This is a genomic window from Sphingobium sp. CR2-8 (genome assembly GCF_035818615.1).
In the GTDB taxonomy this organism is placed as follows: domain Bacteria; phylum Pseudomonadota; class Alphaproteobacteria; order Sphingomonadales; family Sphingomonadaceae; genus Sphingobium.
Genome location: NZ_JAYKZY010000002.1, coordinates 2,260,624 through 2,277,202 on the forward strand (window position 1 = coordinate 2,260,624; position 16,579 = coordinate 2,277,202).

The 16,579-nt window shown below is 62.7% G+C and carries 16 protein-coding genes and 1 pseudogene; 6 read left to right on the plus strand and 11 right to left on the minus strand.

Annotation, left to right across the window (positions count from 1 at the left end; translation table 11 throughout):
* Nucleotides 1–8 precede the first annotated feature (8 nt).
* The 5 genes from U5A82_RS14920 to U5A82_RS14940 form a co-directional block, all read right to left on the minus strand.
* The gene (locus U5A82_RS14920; protein ID WP_326291622.1) at nt 9–1,397 is read right to left on the minus strand and encodes a TIGR03013 family XrtA/PEP-CTERM system glycosyltransferase; all 1,389 of its coding nucleotides are present in this window, start codon (nt 1,395–1,397) and stop codon (nt 9–11) included.
* Between the two features lie 458 nt (nt 1,398–1,855).
* On the minus strand, nt 1,856–2,119 hold the full coding sequence (locus U5A82_RS14925; RefSeq protein WP_326291623.1) for a hypothetical protein: 264 nt from the start codon (nt 2,117–2,119) through the stop codon (nt 1,856–1,858).
* A 56-nt stretch (nt 2,120–2,175) separates the two neighbouring features.
* On the minus strand, nt 2,176–2,814 hold the full coding sequence (locus U5A82_RS14930; protein WP_326291624.1) for a sigma-70 family RNA polymerase sigma factor: 639 nt from the start codon (nt 2,812–2,814) through the stop codon (nt 2,176–2,178).
* A gap of 119 nt (nt 2,815–2,933) precedes the next feature.
* Nucleotides 2,934–3,065 carry a hypothetical protein gene (locus U5A82_RS14935; RefSeq protein ID WP_326291625.1) on the minus strand — a complete coding sequence of 44 codons (132 nt, stop codon included), beginning with the start codon at nt 3,063–3,065 and terminating at the stop codon, nt 2,934–2,936.
* Between the two features lie 75 nt (nt 3,066–3,140).
* On the minus strand, nt 3,141–3,932 hold the full coding sequence (locus tag U5A82_RS14940; RefSeq protein ID WP_326291626.1) for a response regulator: 792 nt from the start codon (nt 3,930–3,932) through the stop codon (nt 3,141–3,143).
* Between the two features lie 333 nt (nt 3,933–4,265).
* Between U5A82_RS14940 and U5A82_RS14945 the strand changes: the two genes are divergently transcribed.
* A complete protein-coding gene (locus U5A82_RS14945; protein ID WP_326291627.1) occupies nt 4,266–4,460 on the plus strand; it encodes a NepR family anti-sigma factor in 195 nt (64 codons plus the stop codon).
* A gap of 43 nt (nt 4,461–4,503) precedes the next feature.
* Entirely contained in the window at nt 4,504–6,048 is a 1,545-nt protein-coding gene (locus U5A82_RS14950; RefSeq protein WP_326291629.1) for a sensor histidine kinase, read from the plus strand.
* Nucleotides 6,049–6,054: 6 nt separating this feature from the next.
* On the opposite strand, the pseudogene tgt reads toward U5A82_RS14950, so the two are convergent.
* A pseudogene (tgt, locus tag U5A82_RS14955) lies at nt 6,055–7,185 on the minus strand (tRNA guanosine(34) transglycosylase Tgt).
* A gap of 58 nt (nt 7,186–7,243) precedes the next feature.
* Complete coding sequence (locus tag U5A82_RS14960) at nt 7,244–7,435, minus strand: hypothetical protein (RefSeq protein WP_326291630.1); 192 nt, start codon at nt 7,433–7,435, stop codon at nt 7,244–7,246.
* A gap of 238 nt (nt 7,436–7,673) precedes the next feature.
* Here U5A82_RS14960 and U5A82_RS14965 point away from each other — a divergent pair, with 238 nt between their 5' ends.
* The gene (locus U5A82_RS14965; RefSeq protein ID WP_326291632.1) at nt 7,674–8,627 is read left to right on the plus strand and encodes a crotonase/enoyl-CoA hydratase family protein; all 954 of its coding nucleotides are present in this window, start codon (nt 7,674–7,676) and stop codon (nt 8,625–8,627) included.
* Between the two features lie 28 nt (nt 8,628–8,655).
* On the opposite strand, the gene U5A82_RS14970 is transcribed toward U5A82_RS14965, so the two are convergent.
* A complete protein-coding gene (locus U5A82_RS14970) occupies nt 8,656–10,647 on the minus strand; it encodes a putative bifunctional diguanylate cyclase/phosphodiesterase (protein WP_326291634.1) in 1,992 nt (663 codons plus the stop codon).
* 161 nt (nt 10,648–10,808) lie between these two features.
* On the opposite strand from U5A82_RS14970, the gene U5A82_RS14975 reads away from it, so the two are divergent.
* A complete protein-coding gene (locus tag U5A82_RS14975) occupies nt 10,809–11,522 on the plus strand; it encodes a GNAT family N-acetyltransferase (protein WP_326291635.1) in 714 nt (237 codons plus the stop codon).
* A gap of 252 nt (nt 11,523–11,774) precedes the next feature.
* On the opposite strand, the gene groL is transcribed toward U5A82_RS14975, so the two are convergent.
* Together groL and groES are read right to left on the minus strand one after the other, a co-directional pair.
* Entirely contained in the window at nt 11,775–13,421 is a 1,647-nt protein-coding gene (gene groL, locus U5A82_RS14980) for a chaperonin GroEL (RefSeq protein WP_326291636.1), read from the minus strand.
* 130 nt (nt 13,422–13,551) lie between these two features.
* The gene (gene groES, locus U5A82_RS14985) at nt 13,552–13,839 is read right to left on the minus strand and encodes a co-chaperone GroES (protein WP_007704439.1); all 288 of its coding nucleotides are present in this window, start codon (nt 13,837–13,839) and stop codon (nt 13,552–13,554) included.
* 525 nt (nt 13,840–14,364) lie between these two features.
* On the opposite strand from groES, the gene yghU reads away from it, so the two are divergent.
* Nucleotides 14,365–15,234 carry a glutathione-dependent disulfide-bond oxidoreductase gene (yghU, locus tag U5A82_RS14990; RefSeq protein WP_326292956.1) on the plus strand — a complete coding sequence of 290 codons (870 nt, stop codon included), beginning with the start codon at nt 14,365–14,367 and terminating at the stop codon, nt 15,232–15,234.
* A gap of 147 nt (nt 15,235–15,381) precedes the next feature.
* On the opposite strand, the gene U5A82_RS14995 is transcribed toward yghU, so the two are convergent.
* Complete coding sequence (locus U5A82_RS14995) at nt 15,382–15,993, minus strand: NAD(P)-dependent oxidoreductase (protein ID WP_326291638.1); 612 nt, start codon at nt 15,991–15,993, stop codon at nt 15,382–15,384.
* A 111-nt stretch (nt 15,994–16,104) separates the two neighbouring features.
* Between U5A82_RS14995 and U5A82_RS15000 the strand changes: the two genes are divergently transcribed.
* A complete protein-coding gene (locus U5A82_RS15000; RefSeq protein ID WP_326291639.1) occupies nt 16,105–16,512 on the plus strand; it encodes a winged helix-turn-helix transcriptional regulator in 408 nt (135 codons plus the stop codon).
* Nucleotides 16,513–16,579: the final 67 nt, after the last annotated feature.

Genomic DNA, 16,579 nt, shown 5'->3' on the forward strand with positions numbered 1-16,579 from the left:
CTATCGCCTCAACGCGCGCCGTCGGGCCAGAGCACGACACGCAACGTCTGGATGAGGATCAGCAGGTCGAGGAAGGGCGTGTAATTCTTGGCGTAATAGAGGTCATATTCCAGCTTGTGCCGGCTATCCTCGATCGACGCGCCATAGGGATAGTTGATCTGCGCCCAGCCGGTGATGCCGGGCTTCACCATATGGCGTTCGGCATAATAGCGCAGATGCTGTTCCAGATCCTCCACGAACTGGCGCCGTTCGGGGCGCGGGCCGACGAAGCTCATCTCGCCCTTCAGCACGGTCCAGGTCTGCGGCAGTTCATCGATGCGCAGCTTGCGCAGCCAATAGCCCAGGCGGGTGATGCGCGGATCGTCCTTTTCCGCCCAGACCGCCTGGCCGTCGACCTCGGCATCCAGCCGCATGGTGCGCAGCTTCACGATCCAGAATTCCTGGCCGAACAGGCCGACGCGCTGCTGCCGGTAGAAAGCCGGTCCCTTGCTGTCCATCTTCACCAGGATCGCGGCGAGCAGGATGATGGGGCCGGTCAGCGCCAGCAGGATCGAACTGGCGACGATGTCGAACAGGCGCTTGGCGAAGCTGGAGATGCGGCGACCGGCGGAAAACCCATCGGAAAAGATCAGCCAGCTGGGATTGACGCTGGCCAGGTCAACGCGGCCCGTTTCCCGTTCCAGGAAGGTGGACAGGTCGTTGACATGGACGCCCGTGGTCTTGATCCGCAACAGGTCAGACATGGGGATGGCGTTGCGGCGTTCCTCCAAAGCGAGCACCACTTCGCTGGCGTTCAGACGCACGACGAAGTCGGACAGGTTGAAGACGGCGTCGCGATTGATTGCTTCGGGGATCACCTGCGGCCCGTCATTCATCGCGATGAAACCGACCACCAGGAAGCCCGCGCCGCGCTTGCTTTCCAGCGCCTTGATCCGGTTGGCGCGATTGCCCGCGCCCAGCACGACCAGCCGCCGCTTGAACGCTTCGCCGCCCAGCATCGAACCCAGCAGCAGGCGCACCAGCACGAGGAGGCCCATGGCGAGGCCCATGGCGTAGAGCGAATTGGATCGCCACAGGGTCATGCCCGGCAACAGGAAGTAGAGAACCGACAGGAAGATGACGCCCAGCGACACCGCGACCAGCAGGCGCGCGAAGGCGAAGCGGATCGATTGCAGCGCTTCGGGACCGTAGACGCCGACCGCGATCATGCCCGTCTGGATCGCGATGGCGAAGCTGAGCAGCGGCCCGATGCGCGTCATGACATGGTCGACATCCATGCCGATCTGATGCGCGCGCAAGACCCAGCCCCCCTCCGCCGCGCAAAGCAGCAGCGCGAAATCGAGCAGGCCCAGCAGCAGCACCGCATGCGGCACATAATGTTTGAACAACCTGATCATCGTCACGCATATCCTGCTGGCGGCCGGGTTGGCGCCTTCACCGGGCCGGCGTTTCTTACACGGGATGTAAGATTATCCGACAGTGCGCGCACCCTGCCCGTAAATGGCAAAGAAATGCTGAATCGATGTGGAGATGCAGTAGGGCACGCGCTGGCGTTCGTATCGCCCATATCCGGTCATGGCGATATAGAGACCTTTGATAGCCTTGGCTTTTTTAACGCTGAACGAGGCACGAGGTGGAACCTGTTCCGACAGACAGCTTCACAGTTGGAACCGGAATGCAGCTATCTGCACCGCCGCGTCGTTTCTTTCGATCGTCGCCCACCGGCAGCGATGACGAAACATACTATGATGCGATGATGCTGACCCATAAGGCAGTTGCCCGGCGTAGGCCGGGGAACAACTGACTATATGTTCCTATCAATGCAACTTGGTGTTGTGGAACCCGTCGGCTAATTTCAGCGATCGTTACGGAATTTGTCGGCCGCATTTTGGGCGGCGTCGCTCACGACCCTGGCAGCATCGTCGATCGACCCGGCGGCCTGCGTCACCTTGTAGGCCTGGCGATCGCCCCGCCTTTCATTGGTGAGATAGAAAAAGGCTATGGCCAGCACGAGCGCGAGGGCCACCAAAGCAAAGACGACGCCGTTTCCGTGCGGGCGTCGAACGACCGATATATGGGGCGGTCGTCCGTCTCGCGGTCCGGTAGGCCTGTCAGCCATGATAGCTCTCCTTCACGCCGGATAAACGGTCGACATGAAGCGAACGTTCCAGCCGATCAATGGTCGTCGGCAGTACGTCCACGGCTGAGGCGATCGACGTCGTCCATGATTTCGTCCAGCACGGCCGTGTCGGTCGTCACCTGGGTCCGGCGCGATGGCAGATCGCCGCTTTCCAATATCTGTTCCAGCGCAGCACGACCACGCGCGACGCGGCTTTTGATAGTGCCGACGGCGACGCCGCAAATTTCCGCTGCTTCTTCATAGGCAAAGCCGCCCGCGCCCACCAGGATCAGCGCTTCGCGCTGGGGCTGGGGCAGTTGGAGAAGCGCGCGCTGCATATCGGACAATTCGACATGCTTGTCCTGACCCGCCGGCGCCGCGAGGATGCGTTCCGCCGTCAGATCGTCCCAATCGCCACGAAAGCGCGACCGGCGCATCTGCGAGAGATAATGGTTGCGCAGGATGATGAAGGTCCAGGCGCGCATATTGGTGCCCGCCTGAAAGCGGTTACGCGCCGCCCATGCCTTGAGCAGGGTTTCCTGCACGAGATCGTCGGCGACGTCGCGATTGCCCGAGAGCGATCGGCCAAAGGCGCGCAGATGCGGGATGACCGCCGCTAGCTCACGCTTAAAGTCGGTATCGGACAGCGCCGCGCGTTCTTCTATGCCGTTGATCGCGTCAACGTCGTCATCCATGGGAATACCCCCCGTGCCGGAATCCGCCCTCGCCGCATGAATCGACGTCGTCAAAGCCATAAGTGCATCCGTACCCTAAAACGATCACTGACAAACGACCAACTTTCCGCTTCGACGCCCTACAGCCATAGAAGCAGCAGCATGGCGATCACGGCCAGAGCCAGCGAGATACCGAGCACATATCGCACATTGTGGTTCGTCACGCCTGCGCGTGCATCATCCGTGGCGACATGCTGTTCCTGCGTGACCATGACGGGTCTCCCGATCGTTACGCATCATTAACGCAGCGATCCGATCGGGGTTCCGTATATTAATAGTCGGCCGGTTCAGGCCGGCGCGGTCGCTTCGTCGAAGAAAAGCGCCTGCGAAATCGCGGCCTTGACCGTTGACCGCTGGAACGGCTTGGTGATGAGGAAGGTCGGTTCCGGCCGCTCGCCCGTCAGCAGCCGTTCGGGGAAGGCGGTGATGAAGATGACCGGCACCGAAAATTCGGCAAGAATGTCCTTCACGGCGTCGATGCCGCTGCTGTCGTCGGCCAACTGGATGTCCGCCAGAACAAGGCCGGGCCGATCGGCCAGCGCTTCACGCACCGCGTCTTCGCGGGTCACGGCGATGGCGGTGACGTCATGGCCGAGATCGCGCACGATGGTTTCGATATCCATCGCGATGATCGGCTCATCCTCGATAATCAGCACCTTCGCACGGGTCTGGGACTCGATCTCGCCCAGTGCCTCCTCGACCAGAGCCTCGACATCGGCGCTGTCGAGATCGATCAGATAGGCGACGTCGTCGACGGTGAAGCCTTCCAGCGCGGTCAGCAGCAGCGCCTGTCGCGGGAGCGGCGTCAGGCGGGCAAGGCGCGCCTGCGCAACGGCTTCACGCCCACCACCGGCGGACACGGGCAGATCTTCCAGATGCGCCGAAGACCATATGGCCTGGAACGTCTTGTAGAGGCCCAGGCGCGGATCGACGTCGCTGGGAAATTCTTCCGGTGCGGCGACGATCGCTTCCAGCGCGGCGCGCACATAGGCGTCGCCATGATTCTGACTGCCGGTCAGCGCCCGCGCATAACGCCGCAGGAACGGAAGATGGGGGTGCAGTTGCTGTCCAAGCGACATCGTCAATTCTTCTCCCTGCCCGTCGGGGCATCATTGTCCCGAAGCGTGGGACGTACGGGAAGGATGGAATGTCCATGTCGTCATGACAACCCCCCGACGCCCCAAAGCCGCACAACTTTGCGCTGCGTTAAAAAATGCTTCGGGGGGTGGAACCATCAACAACCAACTTTGTTTCGCTCCCAGATAGTTTTTTCGACGATATCGTGATTTTCCCATGGATTGCACGGATCTACGAATTGACGTCATGACGCAAACCCGCGAAACGGGCGAACCGGCATGGCGGTAATTGCTGCAGAGGGGCTGATTTTGGTTTCTTCAACGACGGAGCGGGGCGTGGCCGACGACGACAAGGACGCCGACGCGCCTCGAAAAGCGCAGGTGAAGGGCGCAGCCGCGTCCAGAAAGCGCCAGTCCGCCGCTGCGAAGGAAGACGCCCATGTTTCGCAGGTTCTGCGCACCGTCTATCAGCGTGCGGTGGATGAAGATATTCCGTCTGAAATGCTGGATCTGCTGAGCAAGCTGGACTGACAGGCATATGATGGGGGGCAGCCTTCCGCCGGCAGCCCGATCGATGATCGAGCCATTGCTGCATTTCTTCCGGTCGACCGGGGTCAAGATGTTCGTCATCCTGACCCTGGCCCTGTTGCCGCTTGGGCTGATCGCGCTTGTCGCGTCGCTCCAGGCCATCCGCACCGCCGATCTGGAGAAGGAAGCGCTGCTGCGCGTCGCGGTGACCCAGAGCGCGCGCAAGCTGACGGCGGACTTGCAGGCGGATCGCACCGCCCTGGAACTGGCCGTCAATGCGATGGCCAACGGGGATGCGGACGACAATATGTGTCGGCGGCTGGCTTTCTTCCTTCGGTCGCATGATGCCGAGGGCGGGCATTTCTATATCTACGACCGCGCAGGCCGAAGCCTGTGCCGATCGCCCCAGCCCGAACCGGCAGGCATAGCGTCGGATCATCGGTTCGACCGGCCGATCGCGCAATTGCTGCGCGATAATCTGGTGAGCCGGGTGCGCAGCGGTAACGGGCGACTGGTGGCGCTGGTCTATTATTCGCGCAATCATCTCGAAAGCATCGCCGATCCCGCGACCGCACTGCAAAACCGGCAGCTCAGCCTGCGACAGGGTGGCCAGGAACTCATCGTCAGCCGTCCCGGCGGCATGCATGGCGACAGAGACAGCCTGTCAGCCCGGCTCGATCCGCCCGACATATTGCTGACCATGACGGTGCGTGATCCGCCGGCCACGCTGGCACGGATGCTGTCGCTCTTCCTGCCTCTCGTCATGTGGTTCGCAGCGGCCGCGATCGGCTGGTTCGTGGTCAATCGCGTGTTGATACGCCCGCTGGTCCTGCTTCAACGGGTGGTGGCAGATTATCAGCCCGGCGAGGTGTTGAAGCCGATGGAGCGCGTACGCACGCCAGCGCAGGAGATCGTGGCGCTGGGCGAGACGTTCCATGAGATCAGCAAGGATGTGGCGACGCACGAAGCGGAAATTGCCGGCAGCCTGGACACCCAGCGCAAGCTGACGCGCGAAGTGCATCATCGCGTCAAGAACAACCTTCAGATCATCGCCAGCCTTATCAACCTGCATGCCCGGTCCGCGCATAATAGCGAAGCGGTGGAGGCCTATGCGTCCATCCAGCGCCGGGTCGATGCGCTGTCGGTCGTCCACCGCAATCATTTTGCCGAACTGGAAGAAAATCGCGGTGTCGGCGTTCGCCCGCTGATCAGCGAATTGTCCGCCAGCCTGCGCGGCACCGCGCCGACCGAGGCACGGCGTTTCGCCATCCAGATCGACAGCGACAATCTGCACATCAGTCAGGACGTGGCGGTGCCGATCGCTTTCCTGCTGACCGAGATCATCGAGCTTGCGATGGTGCTGGCCCCCCAGGCGGGCATGCGCATTTCGATACAGCTGGAACCGGACCGGGACGATCGGGCGCGGCTGACCGTGGAGTCGCCCGGCCTGCGGACGTCCGACGATATGGCGAGCCGCCTGGATGAGCGCTATGGCCGGGTATTGACGGGCCTTTCCCGCCAATTGCGCGCGCCGCTGGATTATGACGGCGAGACGGGCAGCTATACCATCGTCATCACCGTCATTCCATAATCCGCTTCACACCCGGCGATAGTCGCGGCGGAAATTCGCAGTGAAGGCGGCGAGCGAACCCGCGGCGATGCTATCGCGCAGGCCCTGCATCAGTTCCTGGTAGAAATGGATATTATGCTGGGTCATCAGCATGGCCCCCAGCATTTCCCCTGCCTTCACCAGATGATGCAGATAGGCGCGGCTCCAGGTCGCGCATACCGGGCAGCCGCAACGCGGATCGAGCGGGCCCATATCCTCGTTGAACTTGGCGTTGCGGATATTGAGCGGCCCCGCCCATGTGAACGCCTGACCATTGCGGCCCGACCGGGTCGGCAGCACGCAGTCGAACATGTCGATCCCGCGCTCCACCGCGCCGACGATGTCGTCGGGCTTGCCCACGCCCATCAGATAACGCGGCTTGTCCTGTGGCAGCATGCCGGGCGCGAAATCGAGCGTGGCGAACATCGCCTCCTGCCCCTCCCCCACCGCCAGGCCGCCCACGGCATAGCCGTCGAAGCCGACCTCGATCAGCTTCTCCGCCGAAATGCGGCGTAGTCCTTCGTCGAGCGACCCCTGCTAAATCCCGAACAGGGCGGCGCGTTCCGCATGGTCGCCGCCTGCGTCGAACCCGTCGCGCGACCGCCTGGCCCAGCGCATGGAGCGCTCCATCGATCGGGCCCCCTCGTCATGGGTGCATCCATTCTTCGTGCATTCGTCGAAGGCCATGACGATGTCGCTGTCGAGCAGACGCTGGATTTCCATCGACCGTTCGGGGGTCAGCATATGCTTGGACCCGTCGATATGGCTGGAAAAGGCGACGCCCTCCTCGCTCATCTTTGTCAGCGCCGACAGGCTCATCACCTGATAGCCGCCGCTGTCGGTCAGGATCGGCCGGTCCCAGCCCATGAAGCCGTGCAGGCCGCCCAGGCGCGCCATCCGCTCGGCGCCGGGGCGGAGCATCAGATGATAGGTGTTGCCCAGGATGATGTCGGCGCCGGTGGCGCGTACTTCGGCCGGGCGCATCGCCTTGACGGTCGCGGCGGTGCCGACCGGCATGAAGGCGGGGGTGCGGATTTCACCGCGGCGCATCCGGATCGCGCCGGTCCGGGCCTTGCCGTCCGTGGCGCTGATCGAGAAGGAAAAACGAGGGTGGGTCATCGCCGCGCTCTACGTTCGAAGACGCGCCTGCACAAGGCATGGACGCGATCGGGGGCGGTCAGCCTGACCGGCGCACCCCCTCGAACAACGCCATCGCATCGATGTTGAAACCCTCTACCCGGCGATAGGCGCCGATGAACCGCAGACAGTCCGCCGACAGCCGCAGGGGCCAGGGCGCGCCCTGCGCATCGTGCAGGGCCAAGGTGACACAGGGCGATGGCTGGCGTGGGGGCTGGCGTGGGTCGTTCATGAGCGACGGACGTAATTAACAAAGGTTAACAAAGCCCTGATCGCCTATCGTACACTCTTACAACAAGGGCATTTGTGACATTGGCGCAACGATATCGCCATTTTGGCGGCATTAGGGGCGGCCCGATTGCAACAGTGCAGAGCAAAAATGGTTAACACACTGTCAATATGTCGCCGTTTGATTGCATGCTGTCGTCCAGCCTGATCTTTTCACGCCATATAACAAGATGGGGTCGCATATGATTGATTCAGGACGCTTTAGCCCGATAAGGGAAGACGCGCAGGACGTATCCGAGGATTATTATACCGAGGGGTTGAATTCATCGGTCGACGCTACGGAAACGCAGCCCGTCGGGGCTTTGGGCCGGTCGAAACTTTTCGATCTTGGCCAGATCGACGTTCAGTGGGACGAATTGCTGGAGACGCTATGGGCGTTCATGGCGCCTGCCGAACGGCCCAATTTTTCCAAAGCGATGCTACGCGACGTCCGCGCCTGGTATGTCGAAAGCAAACGCCTGTTCGACACGGGCCAGTTGCCGATCAAATATCTGGTAGCAGGATCGCGCTTCCCCGGCGTGTTCAACCTAGGTGGCGACCTGGAACTGTTTGCGGGGTGCATCGAGCGCGGCGATCTGGCGGGTCTCATCGACTATGGTCACGCCTGTATCGATGTGGTCAACCGGACGTGGCGCAATGGCGACATGCCGGTCATCTCGATCGCATTGGCGCAGGGGGACGCCCTGGGCGGCGGATTCGAGGCGCTTTTGTGCTTCGATATCGTCGTTGCCGAACGCAGTGCGCGGTTCGGCCTGCCCGAAATGCTATTCGGGCTGTTTCCGGGTATGGGCGCCTATTCCATCCTGGCGCGCAAATTGGGCCGCCTGATGGCCGAACGCATGATCCTGTCGGGCAAGGTCTATAGCGCGGAGGAAATGTACGACTTGGGTATCGTCCACCGGTTGGTGGAGGATGGCGAAGGGGAAGAGGCGGTGCGCGATTACATCACGTCGACCCGCCCGCATCACTCCGGCCATGTCGGCGTGTTTCAGGCAGGACGGCGCGTCGATCCGCTCGACTATGAGGAACTCAAGGACATCGTCGAAAACTGGGCGGCGTCGGCGGTGAAGATCGACCTCAAGGACATGCGCATGATGCGCCGCCTGGCCTCCGCGCAGACGCGATTGACGCGCTGACCATCCTCACTAGCAGCGGCGCCTTGCGTCAGGCGAGGCGGCGCTGCTCCATCAGGCCGGCGATGTTCGATCCGTCGTCCTGCATCTGCGCCATCAGCGTCAGCAGCGCGTCGATCGGCATCGGTCGTGCCAGCACGAAGCCTTGCACGTTGGTGAAGCCCACTTCGCGGGCGTAGCGCAACTGCTCTTCTGATTCGATGCCTTCAGCGACGGTTTCCACGTCCAGCGAATGGGCGAGATAGGCGACGGATTGCGCGATCGCGCGATCGCGCGGATTTTCGCCCACGCCGCGCATGAAGCTCTGATCCACCTTGATCGTATCGAAGGCATGCGACCGCAGCGAGCCGAGCGAGGAATAGCCGGTGCCGAAATCGTCCAGCGCCAGCCGCAGGCCGATACGGCGCAGTTCCGCCAGGATGAGATGGGTATGCCCGTCATCCTCCAGGAAGGTGGACTCGGTCACTTCCAGTTCCAGCCGTCGGGCGCGCATCCCGGCCTTGAGCAGGGCGGCCATCACGGATCGCGAAAGCCCGTCGCTCTTGATGAGCGCGGGCGAAATGTTGACGGCGACGCGGATATCGTCGTCCCACGTCATGGCGTCCATACAGGCCTTTTCCAGCGCCCATGTGGTGATCGGTTCGATCAGCGAACTGCTTTCCGCGATCGGGATGAACTCGCCGGGCGAAATCGGTCCCAGTCGCGGATGATCCCAGCGCATCAGCGCTTCGCAGATGACGATGCGCCCGGTCGTGCTGTTGAAGATCGGCTGATAGTGCAGCCGCAGGTCGCCATTGGCCAGCGCGGCGCGCAGGCCCATTTCCAGTTCGTAGACCCGGTTCTGCCGTTCCTTCATCGACCAGTCGAACCGGCTGTGGCGGTTCCGGCCGCCATGCTTGGCCTGATAGAGCGCCAGGTCCGCGTGACGCAGCAGTTCGTCGGCTTCGCGGCCGTCGGCTGGCGCCACCGCGATGCCCATGGAGGCCGTGACGCTGAGCGAATAGCCGCTGACATCGAAGGGATGCGCAAATTCGCGCATGATGTCGCATGCCACCGCATCGGCGACGACGCGATCGCCATGAGCGCAGATGATGATGAATTCGTCCCCGCCGAAACGGGCGACATGCGCGCGACCGGACACCGAATGGATCAGCCGTTCCGCCACCTGGCACAGCAGCTGGTCGCCGACCATGTGCCCCAGCGTGTCGTTGATTTCCTTGAACCGGTCCAGATCCATCCACAGGATCGCCATCGCGTCCTGATCCGATTCCCGCTGTTCGAACAGATCCTGCAAGCGCATCTGCATCGCCATGCGGTTTTCGACGCCGGTCAGGCTGTCGTAGCGCGCCAACCGCTCGAATTTCTGGGCCAGCATCGCCTTTTCATTCTTGGCGAGCAGCGCCTGCAAGACGACGCGATGCGTCGTCTTGGTAATCTCCGCCATGGCGAAGATCATGAGGAAGCACAAAATGCCCAGCACCGTATAGCCCAGCCCCCCGGCCAGGATCAGACCCAAAGAGGTGGGCAGCAGCGAGAAGCAGGTCTGCCCCACCGCGACATGGACGCGGCCTGCATTGCGCCCCGATATGCCACCGGCATAGGAGGCCACCATGCCGACGCTCAGCACATGCAGGGTCGCGGCATCCGTCATCGTCAGCGTGGCCAGCGCATGCAGACCCAGCAATGCGGCATAGGCCCAGGCGCCCAGTTCATAGGACGCGCCCCAGATCGGGCTGGCCGGTCTATCCTGATGCGCCAGTTGCCGCTGGAAATAGACGGCGGATATCGACCGGCTGACGCCCACGACGCAGATCAGCACGGAAATGACGGTTATGGGGGGCAGCTGCGCATAATAGGCGACCACCAATCCGAGCGATCCGCCGGAAATCGCACCGCTCAGCAACGAGGCGGGCGAGGCGTACAGCGCTTTGACAAGACTGTCCTTCACCTCAGCGCTTTGCTGGGTGCGGGGCGCAAAGCGCTCGCGCAGCGCGGTGCGAAGGAGGTGGATGAGGCCTGGCACGGTCCCGCCGTTATGGCCGGGTGGCATTGCGATTTGGTAAACGCGCGATTGGGGTTTCCAGCGCGCGCAATATTGGACGCTACGGAAAGCGGTGACTTGTCCCGCGGCCATGGCGGATATTGTTGCAAACGCAACGAAATGATAGGCCTGCTGATCGTGCCATGGGGCGTGACAGGCCAGGGAGCTGCATCATTCATCCACTCGACCGTCCCGTCTGGAATGCCCTGACCAGCGGCTGGGCCGACTGGGCGCAGGGTGACGAACGCGCACTCAGGCTCGATCCGCGCCATGGGCCGTTCGGTGCTGCGGCGGATCGGACGGACGCCAGTCGCGCAGCGCTCGCCGCGCTGATACCGGCGGATGACGAATTATGGCTGGTCGGGACCGATGCGCTGACGCCACCGCCGGGCGTCGTGGTGACGCGCACCGCGCCCCTTGCGCAGATGGTCATGGCCGCTCTACCGCCCGGAACTGCGGCCGCGCCGGACTGGACATTGCTGGGCGAAGACGACGCGGCGGACATGCTGGAGTTGGCACTGCTGACGAAGCCCGGCCCCTTTCGCGGGCTGACGCACCAGCTGGGGCGGTTCATCGGCGTGCGCAAGGGCGGCAAGCTGATCGCGATGGCGGGCGAACGGATGCGCATGCCCGGCTTTACCGAGGTCAGCGGCGTGTGCACCCACCCCGACTGGCGCGGTCGCGGGCTGGCGGGCGCGCTGATGAAAGTCGTGGCGCAGGCGATCATGGACCGGGGTGAGACGCCCTTCCTTCATGCCTATGCCGCACATAAGCGGACGGTGGCGCTGTATCGGTCGCTGGGCTTCGAGATGCGGGCGGACGGGCCGATGATGGTCGTCAGGACAACGGTGGAATAAAGCACCTCCCCTTCCCTTCCTTCCAGCCTAATCCGCGCCATGTTGCGGGAAACAAATGACGCCGGACCGCAGAATGTCAGCCCGTTTTAGCGTAGGAAAGAAAAAGGCCGGCGCATCGCTGCGCCGGCCCTTATCTTCAGGCTTTCACCTGGTGGCATGAGATCCCAGCCTGCGCTGGGATGACGCTTCCTGACCGTTTTATCGGTCGCGATCGAACCACGGGCGGGCTTCGCCCACCCGCTACGATCGTTTTTAGAAGTCCATGCCGCCCATGCCGCCCATGCCGCCGCCGGGCATGCCCATCGGGGCCTTGTCGTCGGCAGGCAGTTCGGACACGGCGGCTTCCGTCGTGATGAGCAGGCCCGCCACCGAAGCAGCGTTCTGGAGCGCGGTGCGCACGACCTTGGTCGGGTCGATCACGCCGGCGGTGACCAGGTTTTCATACACGTCGGTCGACGCGTTGAAGCCGAACGAGGTGTCGTCCTGATCGAGCAGCTTGCCCGACACGACGGCGCCGTCCTGGCCCGCATTGCTGGCGATCTGGCGAACCAGCGACGTCAGCGACTTGCGAACGATGTCGATGCCGCGGGTCTGGTCGTCGTTGACGCCCTTGACGCCTTCCAGCGCCTTGGTCGCGTAGAGCAGCGCCGTGCCGCCACCGGGGACGATGCCTTCTTCGACGGCTGCGCGCGTGGCGTGCAGGGCGTCGTCGACGCGGTCCTTGCGTTCCTTGACTTCCACTTCGGTCGCACCGCCGACCTTGATGACCGCAACGCCGCCGGCGAGCTTCGCCAGACGTTCCTGCAGCTTTTCACGGTCATAGTCCGACGTGGTGTTTTCGATCTGCGAACGGATCTGTTCCGTGCGGCCCTTGATCGAGTCATGGTCGCCAGCGCCATCGACGATGACGGTGTTGTCCTTGTCGATGGTGACGCGCTTGGCGGTGCCGAGCATGCCCAGCGTCACGCTTTCCAGCTTGATGCCGAGGTCTTCGGAGATGACTTCGCCCTTGGTCAGGACGGCGATATCTTCCAGCATGGCCTTGCGGCGGTCGCCGAAGCCAGGCGCCTTGACAGCCGCGACCTTCAGGCCACCGCGCAGCTTGTTGACGACCAGGGTCGCCAGGGCTTCGCCTTCAATGTCTTCCGCGATGATCAGCAGGGGACGGCCCGACTGCACGACGGCTTCCAGGATGGGAAGGATCGACTGCAGGTTCGACAGCTTCTTTTCGTGGATCAGGATGTACGGATCAGCCAGCTCTACAGCCATCTTTTCCGGGTTGGTGATGAAGTAGGGCGACAGGTAGCCGCGGTCGAACTGCATGCCTTCCACGACGTCCAGTTCGAAGTCGAGACCCTTGGCCTCTTCCACGGTGATGACGCCTTCCTTGCCGACCTTTTCCATGGCTTCGGCGATCTTTTCGCCGACTTCACGGTCGCCGTTGGCGGAGATGATGCCAACCTGTGCGATTTCGGCCGAACCCGACACGGGCTTGGAACGCGCCTTGAGGTCCGCAACGACCTTTTCGACGGCGATGTCGATGCCGCGCTTCAGATCCATCGGGTTGATGCCGGCGGCAACCGACTTCAGACCTTCGCGCACGATCGCCTGGGCCAGAACGGTCGCGGTGGTGGTGCCGTCACCGGCGATGTCGTTGGTCTTCGAAGCGACTTCGCGGACCAGCTGTGCGCCGATATTTTCGAACTTGTCCTTGAGTTCGATTTCCTTGGCGACCGATACACCGTCCTTGGTGATGCGGGGCGCGCCGAAGCTCTTATCGATGACGACGTTGCGGCCCTTGGGCCCCAGGGTCACCTTGACCGCGTCGGCCAGAATGTCGACGCCGCGCAGAATGCGCTCACGAGCGTCACGCGAAAACTTTACGTCCTTCGCTGCCATGATCTTTTACCTTCGTTTGAGAATTGCAAAATATGCGAAGTTCACACCGTCACAGGGCGCGAATTTTCGCCGATAATCCCAAGAGTGGCCGGGTTCGCAAGTTTAGCGCACGATGCCCAGCCCGTCGCATTTAGGCGACAACCCCAAGAATATCCGATTCCTTCATGATCAACAGGTCTTCACCGTCGACCTTGACTTCGGTGCCCGACCACTTGCCGAACAGGACGCGATCGCCTGCCTTGACGTCGAGGGGCGTAACCTTGCCATCTTCGGCCTTGCTGCCGGTGCCGACGGAGACGATTTCGCCTTCCTGCGGCTTTTCCTTGGCGGTGTCGGGGATGATGATGCCACCGGCGGTCTTCGCTTCCGCTTCGATGCGGCGGACGAGAACACGGTCGTGCAACGGACGAAATGCCATGTTTGAGTGCCTTTCCCTGGCTTTTTGGGAGGGGGTGCAGCGTGGGCAAAGCCGGAGTCGTGCTCCGCAATGACCGTCCGCCTTGGTCCTTCTCCCGATGAACTCTGCGTTGTTAGCACTCATCGAACGAGAGTGCTAGCGGCATGCATATGGAAAAGTCGTTTCGCCGGTCAAGAGCGAGGGATGGAAATTTTTCATTTCGTCCGTCCCTTCGTCACGGGCCAACGTCCCGACAGCGCCGCAGATAGACCCTGCCCGCCGCATCGTCACCCGACGCGCGACGGGTTGCGCCGATATTGCGGCTATTCCTTGTATAGGGTGCTTCAAGGAAGCTTTGATGACAGGTAACGCCCGCCATGCCTGCCTCGCCCCGCTTGCCCGGGGCCATTGTGCGTCATTCCCCGACAGCATGCTCGTTGTGCGGACGGATGCGAAATAATCATCGGTCGTTGAGACAGGCTTGGTTGCGGGTCGCGGCGCCGCTTCCTACGTCCGGCAGGATTTCGCATCATGGAGCCTGCCAGTATGACCGACAGCTATACCCCGCCCAAAGTCTGGACCTGGGACAAGGACAATGGCGGCGCGTTCGCCAACATCAACCGCCCGGTCGCGGGAGCGACGCATGACAAGGCGCTGCCTGTGGGCAAGCATCCGCTCCAGCTCTATTCGCTCGCCACGCCCAATGGGCAGAAGGTGACGATCCTGCTGGAGGAATTGCTGGAAGCGGGCGTGTCGGCGGCGGAATATGACGCCTGGCTGATCAAGATCGGTGATGGCGACCAGTTCGGCAGCGATTTCGTGGACATCAACCCCAACAGCAAGATCCCCGCGCTGTTGGACCATAGCGTGTCGCCGCCGCAGCGCGTGTTCGAATCGGGTGCGATCCTGCTCTATCTGGCCGAAAAGTTCGGCAGGTTCCTGCCGACCGATCCGGCGGGACGGACCGAGACGCTGAACTGGCTGTTCTGGCAGATGGGCGCGGGGCCGCTGCTGGGGGGCGGGTTTGGCCATTTCTACGCCTATGCGCCGGAGAAATACGAATATCCGATCAACCGCTACACGATGGAAGTGAAGCGGCAGCTGGACGTGCTCGACCGGCGGCTGGCGCAGAGCGACTATATCGCGGGGGCGGACTATAGCATCGCCGATATCGCGATCTGGCCCTGGTATGGCGGCGTCGTGCTGGGCCGGGCCTATGATGCGGCGGAATTCCTGGATGCAGGAAGCTACAAGAATGTGCTGCGCTGGGCGCAGCAGATCGACGCGCGCCCGGCGGTGAAGCGCGGGCGCATCGTCAACAAGGTGAACGGGCCGCTGCACGAGCAGCTGCACGAACGGCACGACGCGGGCGATTTCGCGACGAAGACGCAGGATAAGGTCGAGGGGGCGGCTTAAGGCGCATCGTCCATCGTCCATTGGACTTCACCCCGGGCCGGACCCGGGATCCCGCTTTTTTCTTCCATGCCGGTCTAGGCGATTGAAGAACAGCGTCACCCCGGCTCAAGGCCGGGGTGACGAACGGGCATAAACTGCCTTTAGCCCTCAATAGCCCACGGTGAAGCGCGCGTGGCTGTGCTGCGGATTTTCGATCTCGTCCACCAGTGCGATGGCATAGTCGGCGTAGGAGATGCTGCTGTTGCCATCCGCATCGACCAGCAGTGCGTCCTTGCCCAGGCGGAAGCTGCCCTTGCGGTCGCCGACGAAGAAATAGGCCGATGGCGACAGGAAGGTCCAGTCGATGTCCTCCACCCCGCGCAGATAGGTCAGGAAGTCCGCGCCCTTGGCCGCTTCGGCCTTATAGGCTTCGGGAAAGTCCGGGGTGGTGAAGAGGGCAACGCCCGGCGCGACCTCCAGGCTGCCCGCGCCGCCGACGACCAGATAGCGCGGCACGCCCGACGCGCGCACGACGCCGACCAGCGCGGCAGGATCGGTGTCGGAGAACATCACCGCGCTGACCACCACGTCATGGCCACGGATCACCTGTTCCAGGGCGGCGGGGTCCTTGACGTCGCCCGCGACGGCCGTGACGCCGTCGGCATCGATCGCATTTTCGGGATGGCGGGAGATCGCCGTCACCTGGTGCCCGCGCCGTACCAGTTCCGCGCTGATTTCCGTGCCAGCGCGGCCGGTGCCGCCGATGATCGCTACCTTCATGATGTCGTCTCCATAGTGGTTACTGATGGAAACCAGATAGTGATTGCGATATCATGACGACAAGAAGGCACTTTGCCATCACCTGGTTACGTCGAGGATACCGCTGGCCCCATGACATTATCCACCTCTGCCGCCCTGCCCCCGCCCTGCCGAATTGGCGACGCCTATAATCCCGATTGTCCGACGCGCCATGTGCTGGACCGGATCGGCGACAAATGGGCCGTGCTGGTGATGCTGACGCTGAAGGACGGGCCGGTGCGCTTCAACGAGTTGCGTCGCCGGATCGGCGCGATCTCGCAGAAGATGCTGTCGCAGACGTTGAAGAGCCTGGAGCGAGACGGGCTGGTGCGCCGCGCGGCATTTGCCACCGTGCCGGTGACGGTGGAATATGCGCTGACGCCGCTGGCGGGCGGGCTGATCGGTATATTGGACCAGATCACCGGCTGGGCGGAAACGCATGTCAGCGCCATCATGGCGGCACGCCGCGCGCATGACGGGGTGGATGCGCTGGCCGCGTAAATCCGCTTGATCGCGCCCCGCCGCCGCTGCATGATCGGCGGACGGGGCCAGGCAATCCCCCGTTCAG